This is a genomic window from Methylotenera sp., from assembly GCF_036401095.1.
Taxonomy (GTDB): domain Bacteria; phylum Pseudomonadota; class Gammaproteobacteria; order Burkholderiales; family Methylophilaceae; genus Methylotenera.
In genome coordinates this window covers 57,139-72,314 of sequence record NZ_DASWWA010000024.1, presented here as the reverse complement: position 1 = coordinate 72,314, position 15,176 = coordinate 57,139, and the positions used below count along the sequence as shown (strand labels likewise).

The 15,176-nt window shown below is 45.3% G+C and carries 17 protein-coding genes and 1 pseudogene; 12 read left to right on the top strand and 6 right to left on the bottom strand.

What is annotated here, in order from left to right; all coding sequences use genetic code 11:
* A pseudogene (locus VGD82_RS12165) lies at positions 1-262 on the top strand (alpha-D-glucose phosphate-specific phosphoglucomutase); the annotation flags it as partial.
* A gap of 61 nt (positions 263-323) precedes the next feature.
* On the opposite strand, the gene VGD82_RS12160 reads toward VGD82_RS12165, so the two are convergent.
* Genes VGD82_RS12160 through iscX form a run of 3 tightly spaced genes read right to left on the bottom strand, consistent with a single transcriptional unit; the run spans position 324 to position 1,368 of the window.
* The gene (locus tag VGD82_RS12160; RefSeq protein WP_331020647.1) at positions 324-797 is read right to left on the bottom strand and encodes a retropepsin-like aspartic protease; all 474 of its coding nucleotides are present in this window, start codon (positions 795-797) and stop codon (positions 324-326) included.
* Positions 798-802: 5 nt separating this feature from the next.
* Positions 803-1,168: a DUF3307 domain-containing protein gene (locus VGD82_RS12155; protein WP_331020646.1), complete on the bottom strand. Its 366-nt coding sequence runs from the start codon at positions 1,166-1,168 to the stop codon at positions 803-805.
* Positions 1,169-1,173: 5 nt separating this feature from the next.
* A complete protein-coding gene (gene iscX / locus VGD82_RS12150; RefSeq protein WP_135278253.1) occupies positions 1,174-1,368 on the bottom strand; it encodes a Fe-S cluster assembly protein IscX in 195 nt (64 codons plus the stop codon).
* Positions 1,369-1,750: 382 nt separating this feature from the next.
* Here iscX and glyA point away from each other — a divergent pair, with 382 nt between their 5' ends.
* The 6 genes from glyA to VGD82_RS12120 all read left to right on the top strand — a co-directional run bounded on the left by glyA (position 1,751) and on the right by VGD82_RS12120 (position 7,641).
* Positions 1,751-3,010 (top strand): serine hydroxymethyltransferase, encoded by a 1,260-nt coding sequence (gene glyA / locus VGD82_RS12145; protein ID WP_331020645.1) that lies wholly within the window; start codon positions 1,751-1,753, stop codon positions 3,008-3,010.
* A 2-nt stretch (positions 3,011-3,012) separates the two neighbouring features.
* Positions 3,013-3,498 (top strand): transcriptional regulator NrdR, encoded by a 486-nt coding sequence (nrdR, locus tag VGD82_RS12140; protein ID WP_135278251.1) that lies wholly within the window; start codon positions 3,013-3,015, stop codon positions 3,496-3,498.
* A 47-nt stretch (positions 3,499-3,545) separates the two neighbouring features.
* On the top strand, positions 3,546-4,664 hold the full coding sequence (ribD, locus tag VGD82_RS12135; protein ID WP_331020644.1) for a bifunctional diaminohydroxyphosphoribosylaminopyrimidine deaminase/5-amino-6-(5-phosphoribosylamino)uracil reductase RibD: 1,119 nt from the start codon (positions 3,546-3,548) through the stop codon (positions 4,662-4,664).
* Between the two features lie 130 nt (positions 4,665-4,794).
* Positions 4,795-5,607 carry a TatD family hydrolase gene (locus VGD82_RS12130; protein ID WP_331020643.1) on the top strand — a complete coding sequence of 271 codons (813 nt, stop codon included), beginning with the start codon at positions 4,795-4,797 and terminating at the stop codon, positions 5,605-5,607.
* Positions 5,608-5,861: 254 nt separating this feature from the next.
* Positions 5,862-6,956, top strand: coding sequence for an S-methyl-5-thioribose-1-phosphate isomerase (gene mtnA, locus VGD82_RS12125; protein ID WP_331020642.1), 1,095 nt, complete (start codon positions 5,862-5,864; stop codon positions 6,954-6,956).
* Positions 6,957-6,972: 16 nt separating this feature from the next.
* Positions 6,973-7,641, top strand: a complete 669-nt coding sequence (locus VGD82_RS12120) for a class II aldolase/adducin family protein (RefSeq protein ID WP_331020641.1) — start codon at positions 6,973-6,975, stop codon at positions 7,639-7,641.
* A 41-nt stretch (positions 7,642-7,682) separates the two neighbouring features.
* On the opposite strand, the gene VGD82_RS12115 is transcribed toward VGD82_RS12120, so the two are convergent.
* Positions 7,683-7,808, bottom strand: a complete 126-nt coding sequence (locus VGD82_RS12115; RefSeq protein ID WP_331020640.1) for a DUF3149 domain-containing protein — start codon at positions 7,806-7,808, stop codon at positions 7,683-7,685.
* 263 nt (positions 7,809-8,071) lie between these two features.
* Between VGD82_RS12115 and VGD82_RS12110 the strand changes: the two genes are divergently transcribed.
* From VGD82_RS12110 to ftsB, 4 genes are all read left to right on the top strand, one after another.
* Positions 8,072-9,697: a CTP synthase gene (locus VGD82_RS12110; protein ID WP_331020639.1), complete on the top strand. Its 1,626-nt coding sequence runs from the start codon at positions 8,072-8,074 to the stop codon at positions 9,695-9,697.
* Between the two features lie 116 nt (positions 9,698-9,813).
* Complete coding sequence (kdsA, locus tag VGD82_RS12105) at positions 9,814-10,653, top strand: 3-deoxy-8-phosphooctulonate synthase (protein ID WP_036302501.1); 840 nt, start codon at positions 9,814-9,816, stop codon at positions 10,651-10,653.
* Positions 10,654-10,768: 115 nt separating this feature from the next.
* Positions 10,769-12,055 (top strand): phosphopyruvate hydratase, encoded by a 1,287-nt coding sequence (gene eno / locus VGD82_RS12100; protein ID WP_036302503.1) that lies wholly within the window; start codon positions 10,769-10,771, stop codon positions 12,053-12,055.
* Between the two features lie 27 nt (positions 12,056-12,082).
* The gene (gene ftsB / locus VGD82_RS12095; protein ID WP_331020638.1) at positions 12,083-12,409 is read left to right on the top strand and encodes a cell division protein FtsB; all 327 of its coding nucleotides are present in this window, start codon (positions 12,083-12,085) and stop codon (positions 12,407-12,409) included.
* Between the two features lie 182 nt (positions 12,410-12,591).
* Here the strand turns inward: ftsB and VGD82_RS12090 are convergent, their stop codons facing one another.
* Positions 12,592-13,596 carry a folate-binding protein YgfZ gene (locus VGD82_RS12090; protein ID WP_331020637.1) on the bottom strand — a complete coding sequence of 335 codons (1,005 nt, stop codon included), beginning with the start codon at positions 13,594-13,596 and terminating at the stop codon, positions 12,592-12,594.
* A 133-nt stretch (positions 13,597-13,729) separates the two neighbouring features.
* On the opposite strand from VGD82_RS12090, the gene VGD82_RS12085 reads away from it, so the two are divergent.
* Positions 13,730-14,125, top strand: coding sequence for a hypothetical protein (locus VGD82_RS12085; RefSeq protein ID WP_331020636.1), 396 nt, complete (start codon positions 13,730-13,732; stop codon positions 14,123-14,125).
* Positions 14,126-14,139: 14 nt separating this feature from the next.
* On the opposite strand, the gene VGD82_RS12080 is transcribed toward VGD82_RS12085, so the two are convergent.
* Positions 14,140-15,141: a VWA domain-containing protein gene (locus tag VGD82_RS12080; RefSeq protein WP_331020635.1), complete on the bottom strand. Its 1,002-nt coding sequence runs from the start codon at positions 15,139-15,141 to the stop codon at positions 14,140-14,142.
* Positions 15,142-15,176 lie beyond the last annotated feature (35 nt).

The following is a 15,176-nucleotide window of genomic DNA, read 5'->3' as shown; positions in this document are numbered from 1 at the left end:
CCATGACCCGATTGATGGTTCGGTTAGCAATAATCAAGGCATACGCGTGCTATTCACCGATGGCTCACGTATCGTATTCCGGTTGTCTGGCACCGGTACGGAAGGCGCAACCTTGCGTATTTACTTAGAAGCGTATGAGCCTGATAGTGCGAAACATCACTTGGATGCGCAGGTGGCGTTAGCGGAAATGATACAAATTGCGCTGCAGATATCTCAGTTGGTAGAGAAAACTAGCCGAGTTGCACCTACAGTCATTACCTAGAGATTTATTAGATATGCGAGTGAGATGTTATGTCTTGCTCGCATGGTGTGTTGAAGTAGGCTTATTCTACTTGCGTGATAGTCATTTCGCCTTTATACAAGCGAATGTCCATGCGTCCTAAAAATGACATGCCTAGCAACACGTCCCCATCCAACCCTGGTGCAATCATGGCCGCAACGTTGCGAGCTTGCACGCCACCTATTTTTACTGAATCTAACCTAACCATGTAGCCCACGCTGTCACCATTGGCGGTATTAGTGCGCACAGCGTTAATACTTTTCAGATCAAGCAGATCTGCAGTGGCTTGTGAGATGGCAACACCGGTTGCTCCTGTATCTACAAGTACGTTGACCTTTTTGCCGTTGATGAGTGCCTCACTGCGGTAGTGCCCATCTAAGCCGCGTTTAAGCACGACAGAGCTTGCGTTGCCTAATCTGTAAATCTTATTAGGATTTTGAATGCTGTCCGCGAGGTAATAAATGATGCCTGCTAATGCTAACCAGACAATGATAGAAAGCAGCGTGTTTCTAGACATATTGATTACGCGAGTTTAAAGGCGATTGCAACGATTGCAAAATAAGTCAGGTGGTGTAATAGCTGGTCGAAGCCGAGTAGTATCCAAAACCATTCGCTATTATTGGCTTGTAGGCCAAATTTTTTGCTGGCATTCATTTTAGCCCAGTCGATATGGTAGTGAATAATCATATCAGCCAGTGCAAAAATCCATGCAGAAGCACCTAGCCAGAAGGCTAACACTATTAACGTACCTATGCCGTGTATTGCAGCATGAGCTATGCCGCCAACATGACCATAAACGCCTTTGTTCTTGTACATCCAAGGCGATGCCTGTAGTGGAAAGTCGCAGATAAAGTGCTTGATAAACAAGCATAGCAAAGCTTCTATCATTAGCTTTAGTCTGCTTCGTCAATCCATGCAAGTTGTATTGCTTCAAGGATTCTTTCGCCACACTTATCTGCGCTGTCATTAAATCCGTCAAGGTTGAGTACCCATTCCATTAAGTCCGTAAAGCGGATGGTTTTGGGGTCAATATCAGGGTGTTTGTCGTAAAGTGCCTCTGCGATTGCTTGGCTGTCCGTCCATTTCATACGTTTCTCTCCTTATGGTTGATGGATTATAGCTTTGTCCCTTATAAAAATCATGTGCGGTATTTTATATAAGCAAAAAAAACCCGTAGCACTTGATAAAGTGTACGGGTTAAGGGGCGTTTTGGAGATATGCGCTTGTATCTATAAAAGCAAGTAAGATGCCAATAAAAATATTGTTAATATTCAATGTTTTATTATTTTTATGGTGCTTAATTTGTGCACCAAAATAAACCAAAGTGGTTAATATCAACCACTTGTGCTGCATGGCGTGCTTTTGTGGCTAAATTTTATAACTTTAATACTTCATCTTAACGATGATGGCTTGGCATGTTAAAATGTGAACAACTCCCTTTTATTCAAATATTTGGAAAACTAAAATACCATGTCGCAAGCACCATTTAACTACGCCAATACTTTAAATCAAGCTGACCCTGCATTGTGGGGCATGATTGAGCAAGAAGTTGTGCGCCAGCATGAACACATCGAACTTATCGCTTCTGAAAACTACACTAGCCCAGCAGTGATGCAGGCTCAAGGTTCTCAGTTGACCAATAAGTATGCAGAAGGCTACCCAGGCAAACGTTTTTATGGTGGCTGTGAATATGTTGACCAAGTGGAACAACTTGCGATTGATCGCTTAAAAGCGCTTTACGGTGCAGAGTATGCCAACGTGCAGCCTCATTCAGGTTCGCAAGCCAACCAAGCGGTATATTTCTCTATCTTGAAACCAGGTGACACCGTAATGGGTATGAACTTAGGTCATGGCGGTCACTTGACGCACGGTTCACCAGCAAACCTTTCAGGCAAGTTATTTAACATAGTGCCTTATGGTTTAAACGATAAAGAAGAAATCGACTACGACGAGATGGAGCGTATTGCCGTTGAGTGCAAACCAAAACTATTGATTGGCGGAGCATCTGCTTATGCCTTGCGTTTTGACTGGGCACGTATGGCTGAGATTGCTAAAAAAGTAGGTGCATACTTTATGGTAGATATGGCGCACTACTCAGGCTTAATCGCTGCTGGCGTGTATCCTAACCCAGTACCGCATGCTGACTTTGTAACGTCAACCACGCATAAAACTTTGCGCGGCCCACGTGGCGGTATCATTATGGCTAAAGCTGAGTTCGAAAAATCATTGAACTCTAGTGTGTTCCCAAGCTTACAAGGCGGCCCATTGATGCACGTGATTGCAGCAAAAGCGACAGCATTCTTGGAAGCAGCACAGCCAGAATTCAAAACTTACCAAGCGCAAGTGATTAAAAATGCACAAGCTATGGCTGAAACCTTGACTGCACGTGGTTTACGCATTATTTCAGGCCGTACTGAGTCACATATGTTTATGGTGGATTTACGTCCTAAAGGCTTAACTGGCAAAGCGGCTGATGCAGCGCTAGGTTTGGCACATATTACTGTGAACAAAAATGCGATTCCTAACGACCCAGAGAGCCCATTCGTGACTTCTGGTATCCGTATCGGCGCACCAGCAATTACTACACGTGGCTTTAAAGAAGAAGAAGCACGTTTGGTAGCAAACCTGATTGCTGACGTGTTGGATAATCCAACGGATGAAGCAGTGATTGCTGCAACTAAAGTTAAGGTACATGCTTTAACTGCACAATTCCCTGTGTACCAAGGCTAATTGTGAAGTGTCCTTTTTGTGGAACCGATGATACCCAAGTCATTGACTCTAGAGTCAATGATGAGGGGGATTCAATTCGCCGCCGCCGTAAATGCGGCGCATGTGATAAGCGCTTTACTACCTACGAAACGGCAGAGCTGCATTTACCACAGGTTGTGAAGCAAAATGGGACACGTGAAGAATTTAAGCGTGAAAAGTTAAGGGTGTCATTCACGCGTGCGTTACACAAGCGTCCGGTACCAACCGAATACGTGGATAAAGCGCTAGACCACGTGACGCAAAAGATATTGGCGCGTGGCGAGCGTGAGGTACACGCCAGAGACTTAGGTGAAATGGTGATGCATGAGCTTAAGATGATGGATAAAGTGGCCTATATCCGCTTTGCTTCTGTCTACCGGAGCTTTTCTGATGTGGACGACTTTAATGATGTTATCCGCGATTTGGATAAGCAAGCCGTATCGGCTAAGCGCCGCTCTACCGATACTTAAAATGCCTGCCCAATCTATCGTTAACCCATCGATACTGCTCAACGTTTTTGTCTACATTACCCACATCTGATTACACCTATATGAGCCTTGCACTGCGCTTAGCGGCTCAAGGTTTGTACACTACGCAACCTAACCCGAGGGTAGGTTGCGTCATCGTTCGAGATAATCAAATTGTAGGGCAAGGCGCACATCTCAAAGCTGGTGAGCCGCATGCGGAAGTGTTTGCATTGCGGCAAGCGGGTGCGCTAACAGAAGGCGCCGATGTTTACGTAACATTGGAGCCCTGTAGCCATTTTGGTAAAACACCACCCTGCGTACAAGCGGTGCTTGCAGCAAAACCTAAGCGTGTGATTATCGCCATGCAAGACCCTAATCCGCTGGTAGCTGGGCGTGGGGTAGCTGCCCTGCGTGCGCAAGGCATAGAGGTTGTGGTCGGCTTATTGGAGCAGGAGGCCGTTGCACTTAATGCGGGCTTTGTTGCACGTATGACGCGCGGTTTACCCTATGTACGCAGTAAAATCGCCGCGAGTTTAGATGGCCGTACTGCACTTAGTAATGGTAAAAGCCAGTGGATTACCGGCGCGGCTGCGCGGCAAGATGTGCAGCACTGGCGCGCTCAGTCTTGTGTGATTCTAACTGGTATCGGCACGGTGTTGGCGGATGACCCGAGCATGACCGTACGTTTAAACCCGACTATGCGCCAACCCATGCGCGTGGTTGTGGATAGCCGTTTACAAATACCACAAGACAGTAAAATATTAGAGCCATCGATGTTGGCACATAGCCCCGTGCTGGTGGCATATGCGGTAGATGCAGAGCAGCGTGCTGAAGCCTTGGCTGCAAAAGGTGTTGAGCTGATTGCTATCCCTAATCAAACACAGCAGGTTGATTTGCAGCAACTGTTGCAAGTGCTAGCGCAGCGCGGTGTGAACGATGTGCTGGTTGAAGCGGGGCAGGGGCTGAATGGTGCATTGTTGCATGCTGGCCTGATAGATGAGTTTATTTTCTATTATGCTCCTAAGTTGATGGGGAGTGCCGCGCACGGCATGTTTGCCATGCCTGAATTCACCGCTATGAAGCAAGTGCTAGACTTGCAGATATTAGATGTGCGCCAGGTTGGCAATGATATCCGCGTACGTGCTAAGCCCGTTGTGCATACTATTTAGTGGTTGGTGTGGCATCTTGTTAATTTCAACGCTGTAGAACTAACCACCGTTGATGTATGGTCACAATCATTGTGCACTTGATATTGTGTATTTGGCATTGTGTTAGTGCTTAAATAGAAATGGAATGATCATGCTGATAGATACCCACTGCCATCTGGACGCAGCCGAGTTTGATGCTGACCGCGATAATGTCGTGCGCTCTGCATTTAAGCATGGGGTGTCTGGCATTGTGGTGCCCGCTGTGGCGCGCTCTAACTTTGATGCTGTCATCAGCTTATGTCAGCACTACCAAAATTGCTTGTACGCCCTTGGCGTACATCCTATGTATGTGGATCAGTCATCATTAGATGACCTCGAATTGCTGCGTAGCTATTTACAAAATCACCAGCCCGTTGCCATTGGTGAAATTGGTTTGGATTATTTCTTAACCAATCCAACCAGTCACCCTGAAAACATAAAACTGCAAACGCATTTCTTTATAGAGCAGCTTAAGATTGCACAAGCATATGACTTGCCAGTTATTTTGCATGTGCGGCACGCGATAGATGATATTTTGAAGCAATTACGCAAATATAAAGTTAAAGGCGGGATTGCACATGCGTTTAACGGCAGCATGCAGCAGGCTGAGCAATTTGTAGCCTTAGGCTTTAAATTGGGGTTTGGCGGCGCAATGACTTATCCGCGTGCGTTGCGGATTCGTGCATTAGCGACGCAGCTGCCCTTAGAGGCTATCGTATTGGAAACTGATGCTCCAGATATTCCGCCAGAATGGTTAGGAACAGCTGGCAGAAATAGCCCAGCTGAGCTGTTAAAAATTGCACAGGTTTTAGCGGATTTAAGGCAGGTTGATGTGGCTCAAGTGCTTGATATTACTGGCGCCAACGCCATAAAAATCATGCCAAAATTAGCTGACTTATGCACACCAGTTAATGCACTACATTAAGAATGCCAAAAAAACGTTAACAATCAACGGTTGATTTGTAAATTGTTGATTTATATAAATAAAATAATAGATTAAAAAATAAGCGATTTAAAAAAAACCTTATAAATTGGTATGTTACGTTTTTAAGTCACAATAATTCACAAAGTTATCCACAGATATTGTGGGTAGTATTTTAAGTTCTCGGGAACTTTTTAGAAGTCAATATTTATATTTAATAATTTTTATAAAAAAGCGTATAAATCGTTAGGGTTTTCATGTTAGTTAATCATCAGCAATACCGTACTATTTGGCCTAATTTTGAGTATGCACAACCCTGTGTAGAAATTATTGACCAGACCAAGCTGCCTCACGTTTTTGAGGTAGCTAAGGTGGCAACGCTGGCACAGATGATAGTGGCGATTAAAACCATGCAAGTGCGTGGTGCACCTTTGATTGGTGCCGCGGCAGCTTATGGCATTGCACTTTCCACTTTAGACAGCTGTTCTGATCTGCATTTGCAGCAGTCAGCAGAGCAGTTGATTGCCAGCCGCCCAACGGCGGTAAATTTGAAGTGGGCGGTACAGCGTATGCTGAGTGCTTTGCTCAGATTGCCAGACACACAGCGCCAATCTGCAGCATGGTCAGAGGCTGCGCAGATTTGTGATGAAGATGTGCGGCTGAATCAGGCAATTGGTGCGCATGGTCTGACTTTAATCCAAGTGCAGCATCAACAAAAAGCCCGCACTATTAATATACTCACGCATTGCAATGCCGGCTGGCTGGCAACGGTTGATTTTGGCACGGCGTTAGCGCCGATTTACGCCGCACATAATGCAGGCATCGATGTGCATGTGTGGGTGGGAGAAACGCGCCCGCGTAACCAAGGCGCCAGTTTAACGGCATGGGAGCTGGGGCAGCATGGCGTGCCACATACGGTGATTAGCGATAATGCAGGTGGGCACTTGATGCAGCAGGGGCAGGTGGATATGGTAATTGTGGGTGCCGACCGCGTTACCGCTACAGGTGATGTGTGCAATAAAATCGGCACCTATTTAAAAGCATTGGCTGCGTTTGATAGCGTGGCGCTGGGGCATCATGTGCCTTTTTACGCGGCAGTGCCTTCACCTACCATTGATTGGACGATAGAAGACGGCGTGAAATCGATTGAGATTGAGGAGCGCGGCGCAGAAGAGTTGTCTTGGATGAGTGGTAAGCTGGCCGATGGTACGATTGCCACAGTTAATATATTGCCGCATGGCACGCAGGTAGTAAACCCGGCATTTGATGTGACGCCGGCAAGGTTGGTGACAGGTATCATTACCGAGCGGGGTGTCTACACACCGCAGCAATTACACACAATGCAAAGATGATGCTAAGGATATGGTGATGACTGATCAGTTGGAGTGCGCGCGTGAGCAGCTGTTGCTATTGAGTCAGCAGCTTTGTGCTTTGGGTTTAAATCGCGGTACGTCCGGTAACGCAAGTATCCGCGTAGCTAATGCACAAGGGCAGGCAGGCTTGTTAATCACCCCTTCGGGTATGGCGGTGGAGCATATGCGTGCTGCCGATATGGTGTGGATGGATTTTTCCGGTCATGCACAAGGTGAACTGGCGCCCTCCAGTGAGTGGCGCTTTCATGTGGATATCCTGCATGCAAAACCAGCAGTGAATGTAGTGATTCATACCCACAGCATGTTTGCAACCACGCTCAGTACCCTAAGGCGCGATATTCCGGCCTTTCACTACATGATTGCGGTGGCGGGTGGTGATAGCATCAAATGTGCGGATTATGCTTTGTTCGGAAGCCAGCAGTTGTCAGATAACGCCTTGCTTGCATTAACACATAGAACTGCATGTTTGCTGGCAAATCACGGCATGATTGCGGTGGGCGCAACGGCAGAAAAAGCGCTGAGCGTCACGTTAGAGGTAGAAACCTTATGTGAGCAGTACTTAAGGGCGCTGCAAGTGGGAGAGCCATATATTCTGACGCAGCAGGAGATGTTGGAAGTGCAGGAAAAGTTTAAGGGTTATGGCACATGGGTCAATAACCCTTAGTGTGCATTATGCTCAAGCGCTGAGCTTGAGGCTTGCCAGACTTATTGTTTATTTTGTGGGTTGCCTGAAAAGAATAGGCGCAAGAAAAATGCCGCCATTAATAATACAAATACAATTACCCCTAAACTTAGTAAACCTGCAAATGTGCCAAATAAATTTGCGTACATATCCTTAATCTCCTTAATAAATATAATCACCTTGATTATTTCGTTGTTAATTCTATGCGTATGAAAATTTACTCGATTGATTTATATCAAGATTGCGTGAATTTCTTAGCGTACTATCAGTGTGGTTCATGATTGCTTTTAAAACGCTAGGCAGAATTAGGCCCTGTAAAATAAACACAGAATTAAGAGTTTTTATTTGTAGGTGTTAGGGCTTTAAAGTAAAATAGGCTCCCGTCTGTAATAATAATTTAAGTGCCTTCTCCATGACCAAATATGTATTCGTAACCGGCGGTGTTGTTTCCTCTCTTGGTAAAGGCATCGCTGCCGCCAGCTTAGGCGCAATTTTAGAGTCACGTGGTATCAAAGTGACCATGCTCAAGCTAGATCCCTATATTAACGTTGACCCAGGTACTATGAGTCCATTCCAGCATGGTGAAGTGTTTGTCACTGATGACGGGGCTGAAACCGACTTGGACTTAGGTCACTATGAGCGCTTTATTAGCCAGCGCATGGGTAAACGCAATAACTTCACTACTGGCCAAATTTACGAGACCGTGATTAAAAAAGAGCGTCGCGGCGAGTATCTAGGTAAAACAGTACAGGTGATTCCACACATTACTGACGAAATCAAAGCGCATGTAAAACGCGGTGCTGAAGGTGCTGATGTAGCGATTGTTGAAGTCGGCGGTACGGTAGGTGATATTGAGTCACTACCATTCTTGGAAGCTATCCGCCAGATGGGTTTTGAAGAAGGCAGAAACAATACTTGCTATATTCACTTAACTCTATTGCCTTGGATTCCAACCGCTGGTGAGTTAAAAACCAAGCCTACACAGCACTCTGTAAAAGAATTGCGTGAAATCGGTATTCAGCCAGATGTATTGCTATGTCGCGCTGACCGTAATATTCCTGAAGATGAACGCAGAAAAATCGCATTATTTACTAATGTTGCATCTGAAGCCGTTATCAGTGCGATTGATGCAGATTCAATCTATAAAATCCCAGGCTTGTTACACGAGCAAAATCTAGATGGCATTATTTGCGATAAGTTAGAGCTTAAGGTGAAACCGGCTGATTTGTCAGAGTGGGAGCGCATCGCTACTGCACTAGCCAACCCTCAACACTTGGTGAACGTGGCTTTTGTGGGTAAGTATGTTGACCTGACAGAGTCATATAAGTCACTGACAGAAGCATTGATTCACGCTGGTATTCACACTGAGTCAAAAGTGAAAATTCACTATATGGATTCTGAGGATATCGAGCAAAAAGGTACTGCTGCATTGCAAGGCATGGATGCGATTTTAGTACCGGGTGGTTTTGGTGTGCGTGGTACAGAAGGCAAGATTGCCGCGATTCAATATGCACGTGAAAACAAAGTGCCTTATTTAGGTATTTGTTTGGGTATGCAACTGGCGGTGATTGAGTTTGCACGCCATGTAGCAGGCTTAACCGATGCAAACAGTACTGAGTTTAATCCGCAAGCACAGCATAAGCTGATTGGCCTGATTGATGAGTGGCAAGATGCATCAGGTAACATCGAAAAACGTGATGAGAACTCAGACTTAGGCGGCACCATGCGTCTAGGCGCACAAAGCTGTCCTATCGTGCCGAACACTTTGGCTGCAAGCATTTACGGTACAGCCGTGAATGAGCGTCACCGCCATCGCTACGAGGTGAATAATCACTATGTGGATCAGTTGAAAGCGGCTGGCCTGGTGGTTTCTGCAAGAACGCCGACTGAAGACTTGTGCGAAATGGTTGAACTGCCACAGGATGTGCATCCTTGGTTTGTTGCCTGTCAGTTCCACCCAGAATTTACTTCTAATCCGCGTGCTGGCCACCCGTTGTTTACGGCTTACGTACAGGCGGCGCTGGACAATAAAAAGTAATCTAGAAGAAATAACCCAGCAATCAATACCGGTATAGATAAACGCAATATGCATGGAGTTTACAGCTAGCGTTTATCTATAGCTGTTTTATCGCTAAATATTAAGGTGTTAATCGTATGAAATTATGTAACTTTGATGTGGGTCTTGAGCATCCACTATTTTTAATTGCTGGCCCATGTGTGATCGAATCGCAGCAAATGGCGATTGATACCGCCGGTCAGCTAAAAGAAATTGCCACAGCGCTCAATATCCCATTTATTTACAAGTCTTCTTACGACAAAGCTAACCGTAGCTCGAACAAAACATTCCGTGGCTTTGGCATGGATGAAGGTTTAAAGATTTTAGACCACGTACGTAGCCAAATTGGTGTGCCAATTTTGACTGATGTGCATACAGAAGAGCAGGTGCCGCATGTAGCTGCTGTGGTCGATGTGTTGCAGACGCCGGCATTTTTGTGCCGTCAAACTGACTTTATCACTGCCTGTGCGCGCTCAGGTAAGCCGGTGAATATCAAAAAAGGCCAATTTATGGCGCCTGGTGATATGCGCAATGTGGTGCAAAAAGCCAAAGAAGCTAACGGTGGTGCAGACAATATTATGGTGTGCGAACGTGGCGCTTCATTTGGTTACAACACGCTAGTTTCGGATATGCGCGGACTTGCCATTATGCGTGAGACAGATTGCCCAGTGGTATTTGATGCCACACATTCTGTGCAGCAGCCTGGTGGTCAAGGTGACAAGAGCGGTGGTCAACGTGAGCATGTGCCTGTTTTGGCGCGGGCTGCAGTTGCTAGCGGCATTGCCGGTATCTTCATGGAAACCCATCCAGACCCTGCAAAAGCATTATCTGATGGCCCAAATGCATGGCCGTTGCACAAAATGAGAGATTTGTTGGAAGTGTTGGTAGATTTAGACAGATTAGTTAAAAAAGCAGGTTTTATTGAAAGTACGTTGTAAAAAATAATTAGGCTGCAGCATTCGTGCCAATAGGTGAGTTAAGCGTTTAATGCGTTAATTTACGTGTGCGTCTGATTTATTGGTAGCCAAACGATTTAGAACTTAGGAGAAAGTAATGAGCGCAATTGTAGATATTATCGCCCGCGAAATTTTAGATTCACGCGGTAACCCAACTGTTGAAGCAGATGTATTACTTGAAAGTGGCGTGATCGGCCGTGCGGCTGTACCTTCAGGTGCATCTACTGGTGCTAAAGAAGCGGTTGAGCTACGTGATGGCGATAAAAACCGTTACTTAGGTAAAGGTGTGTTACAAGCTGTTGAAAATGTAAACACTGAAATCACAGAAGCGATTATCGGTTTAGACGCTGAAGAGCAAAGCTTCATCGACAAAACTTTGATTGAATTAGATGGTACTGAAAACAAAGACCGTTTAGGTGCAAATGCAATCTTAGCTGTATCAATGGCTTGTGCACGTGCAGCGGCTGAAGAATCAGGTTTACCACTTTACCGTTACCTTGGCGGTTCAGGCGCTATGCAATTGCCAACCCCAATGATGAACATCATCAACGGTGGTGCACACGCTGACAACAGTGTAGATATGCAAGAGTTCATGATTATTCCAGCAGGTGTGCCTTCATTCCGTGAAGCGATTCGCTGTGGTGCTGAAGTATTCCATGCTTTGAAAAAGACTTTACATAAAAAAGGCCTTGCGACTACAGTTGGTGACGAAGGTGGTTTCGCACCTAACTTGCCATCTAACGAATCTGCGATTCAGTACATTTTGGAAGCGATTTCAGACGCAGGCTACGAGCCAGGCCGTGATGTTTTCCTAGGTTTAGATTGTGCAAGTACTGAGTTCTACAAAGATGGTCGTTACCATTTAGAATCAGAAGGTTTGGCACTGACTTCAGGTCAATTCACTGACTACTTGGCTACATGGTGTGATAAATACCCAATCATCAGTATTGAAGACGGCATGGGCGAGTTTGACTGGGAAGGTTGGGATATCCTGACTAAACGTTTAGGTAAAACAACGCAGTTGGTTGGCGATGATTTATTTGTGACCAACACAAAAATCCTGCGTGAAGGCATCCAACGTGGCGTGGCTAACTCTGTATTGATCAAAGTAAACCAAATCGGTACATTGACTGAAACATTCCAAACCATCGAAATGGCTAAACGTGCGGGTTACACTGCAGTGGTTTCACACCGTTCAGGCGAAACAGAAGACAGCACGATTGCTGACATTGCAGTGGCAACCAATGCATTGCAAATCAAAACCGGCTCACTGTGCCGTTCAGAGCGTATTGCTAAGTACAACCAACTGTTGCGTATTGAAGAAGAGTTGGGCGATGCAACTAGCTACGCTGGTAAGTCAGCTTTTTACCAATTATTTAAATAACGCTAAAGTGTGTTTGAATAGTTAAAATTGAAAGCCCTCACACTAATTTTTGTGATCTTGATTGCCTTGCTACAGTATCCACTGTGGCTAGGCAAAGGTAGCTGGTTACGTGTGTGGGACTTGAATCGTCAGGTTGCACTACAGCAGGAAAAAAATACCACGTTAAAAGCACGTAATGGTACGCTAGAGGCTGAAGTGCGAGATCTTAAAAGTGGTCAGGCAGCAATTGAAGAGCGCGCGCGTAGCGAGCTTGGCATGATTAAGCAAGATGAAGTTTTTTATCAGGTGATAGACCAAGCGTTACCGCAAGCGTTGCCACCTCCTCCAGTTCCCCCATCTGCGACAAAGCCCTAAATCTATCTTTGGCTTATTCTAACTAAGTTTGTGCTAAGTGTAGCTTAGGCGCCAAACGCTTAGATTTTAAAGCGCTTAAATTTAAACACTTGATTTAAATGTTAGCGTTAGCGCCAAACCTATAACAAGCCACTGAATCAGCGAAGCTATCTGTCGCTGATGCCAGTTGTTATACGCAACTGCTAAAGTGCGTATGGCAGTGCTTGCAATGCTAATGCATGCCCATTAACCGATAGCTGGTTACTTTCTGGAGTTTCCATGTTGATTTCGGCACATCTAATTTCAGCCAGCAAATCATAGCCACCTAGAGGTGATGGTGCACTGCGTACTACTTTGCCAACAGCTTCGCTTGCTGCATTTAGAATATTCTCTCCCGGCTGTGCAATTTGATTTGAATGCGTCAGGTAGGTGCGGCGTTTGATGCTGCCAAGGTAGTGTGTGCGTGCAACAATTTCCTGGCCGGTGTAGCAACCTTTTTTAAAGTTGATGCCGCCTAGTAAATCCAGATTTAACATTTGCGGTACAAACTCTTCCTGAGTCTCAGCTTTTACATCAGGGATGCCGGCTTGAATTTCCAACCATTCCCAATGTGATGAATTCGCCACTGTGGCCTGTGAAGATAGCGCGCTCCAAATCACTTGTGCTTGATCTATATTTGCCAGAATCTCAAAACGTGCATGGGTGCTGCCAGGTAGTTTCAGTAATGAGCCATTTTCCAGTGATACTAATTCGTAGTCATTTTGAGGTACTTTCGCAAATTGCGTGCTAAGTAGCGCCTGTGCATTCGGACCGCTTAGGCCAATTTTGATAATGTCATGGCTGGCATCCACTACTTCTACCTTGCTACGCATTACATACATTTTTAGCCGCTTTGCTGTGGCTGCGATTAATTCCTTCGGCATTTGTAAATAGATGCGGTCATGCTGTGAAAACGCCAGAAACAGCGCCAGCATGCGACCCTTAGGTGTGCAATAGCCTGTGTAGTGTGCAGCGTCTTTTAACAACTTAACGTCGTTGGTGACTTGGCCTTGTAAAAAGTTAAACGCATCAGCACCGCTAAGCTGCAGCAGACCTAAATGCGATAAGTCGTACATCACGGTTGCGCTATCTAACAATGGTTGAGTGCTACCCGCGTCTTTTGTGGGTGTTGAGGTTTGAATAAATTCCTGCCATTGTTGATTGCTCATGTTAACCTTTTGTATTATTGCTTAGTATCAATTAAATCTTGTATAACAGATTGCTGATTATAACGTGAAGCCGATAACCCTGAATTTCAAGCCCTCATTTATTTTATGTGCACTATTATTATGCATGACAGTGATGAGTAGCTGGCTAGTTTACCTGGTGCCGCTCTCATTTGTGATGCAGTGTTTGTCATTATTACTGATTTGGCTGGCAGCTACTTACGTGATGGCGGCAGTTGGATTGCATTTATTGCCGTGGTCACCGGTTGCTCTGCATGTTAATGCGAAAAACCAGTTGTATATCATTAGAAAAGACGGGCATAGCTTAAGTGATTGCTCATTAAGCGGTGACAGTATAGTCACTCCATGGCTAACTATCGTGCAGTTTAAGCCTAAAGACGCAACATATTTGCAGCGCCTGTTAACTCACTCGGTGTTAATCTTGCCAGATAGCACTGATGCTCAGAGCTTTAGGATATTTAGAGTGTGGATGCTTTGGGGGAAGCGCGACAATGCTACGTTAATACCTTAGCATTGTCTGCACTGTTATAGCGTTTCTTGTTTAACCTCACGACGACGGCTCACTAAAGTGCGCCACTGCGTTTTTAGTTCATGTAGAGGGTGTTTAGGCAGGTAGGCGAATATAAATAATATTCCAGCCAAGCTTGCTAGAACCCAGCGAATTTCAAAATTTGCGTTGTCGCGGCGCGCTGGCTTTTGCTTTTTCATAGCACTCAGGATTGTGTTTACGCTATCTGCACGTACGTACATACCATTAATTTCTTTTGCCAAGTCTTTTAAATATGCTTCATCTAGTTTAGATAAGTAGCGGTCGCCTTCGCCATTCGCTACGCTATCATTTCTGGTACCTAAATTTGATTCTGAAATCTGGGCAATGCCAGGTTGCATAGCAAAGCTCTCATTTGCCCAGTAGCCGATGAGCTGGTTAAATTCATCAAACTTAGGGATAGGGGTGCCCTTGTCTGAGCCTACGCCGACAAGCAGCCAATCATCACCACCTTGGAAAGAGGTCAAATCCTGCCTGTTAAAAATATGCAGTTTAGGTGCTTCTTCACCATCTGTAAAAAATACCACTTGGGCAGGGGCAGGGAACGAGCGAATGGTTTTAGCTAATACCGGCATGCTGGCTCTAATCCTGCTATTGCCTGACCAGCCGTTACGCCAGTCAAAATGGTCGATGGTGTCGTTGATCGCGTCAAAGTTCTCGCAAACCTCGATTGGGGTATAGAGCGCGGCAACGCTGACGCCTGCAAATAAACCAATGCTGATATTAGTACCGCATGGCAATTCACTAACGAGTTTGTGCAAAGTATCTTGTGTGTAGACTAAGCGTGAAACTGGTTTGCCATTAAGTGTTTTATCCACCACATTCATACTTTGTGAAATATCTACAGCAAATAAATAGCTGTAGATGTTGCGCTTGATTGGAATCTTCGGATTAAACAATGCGATGACCAACAGTAAAAAGGCAGCGAGCAACAGACCTACATCTTTGCGGTGACGTAAATAATTATAAATTGGATGCATAATGAATCAATCAGTCTCTAAGTTATTCAGTCTTA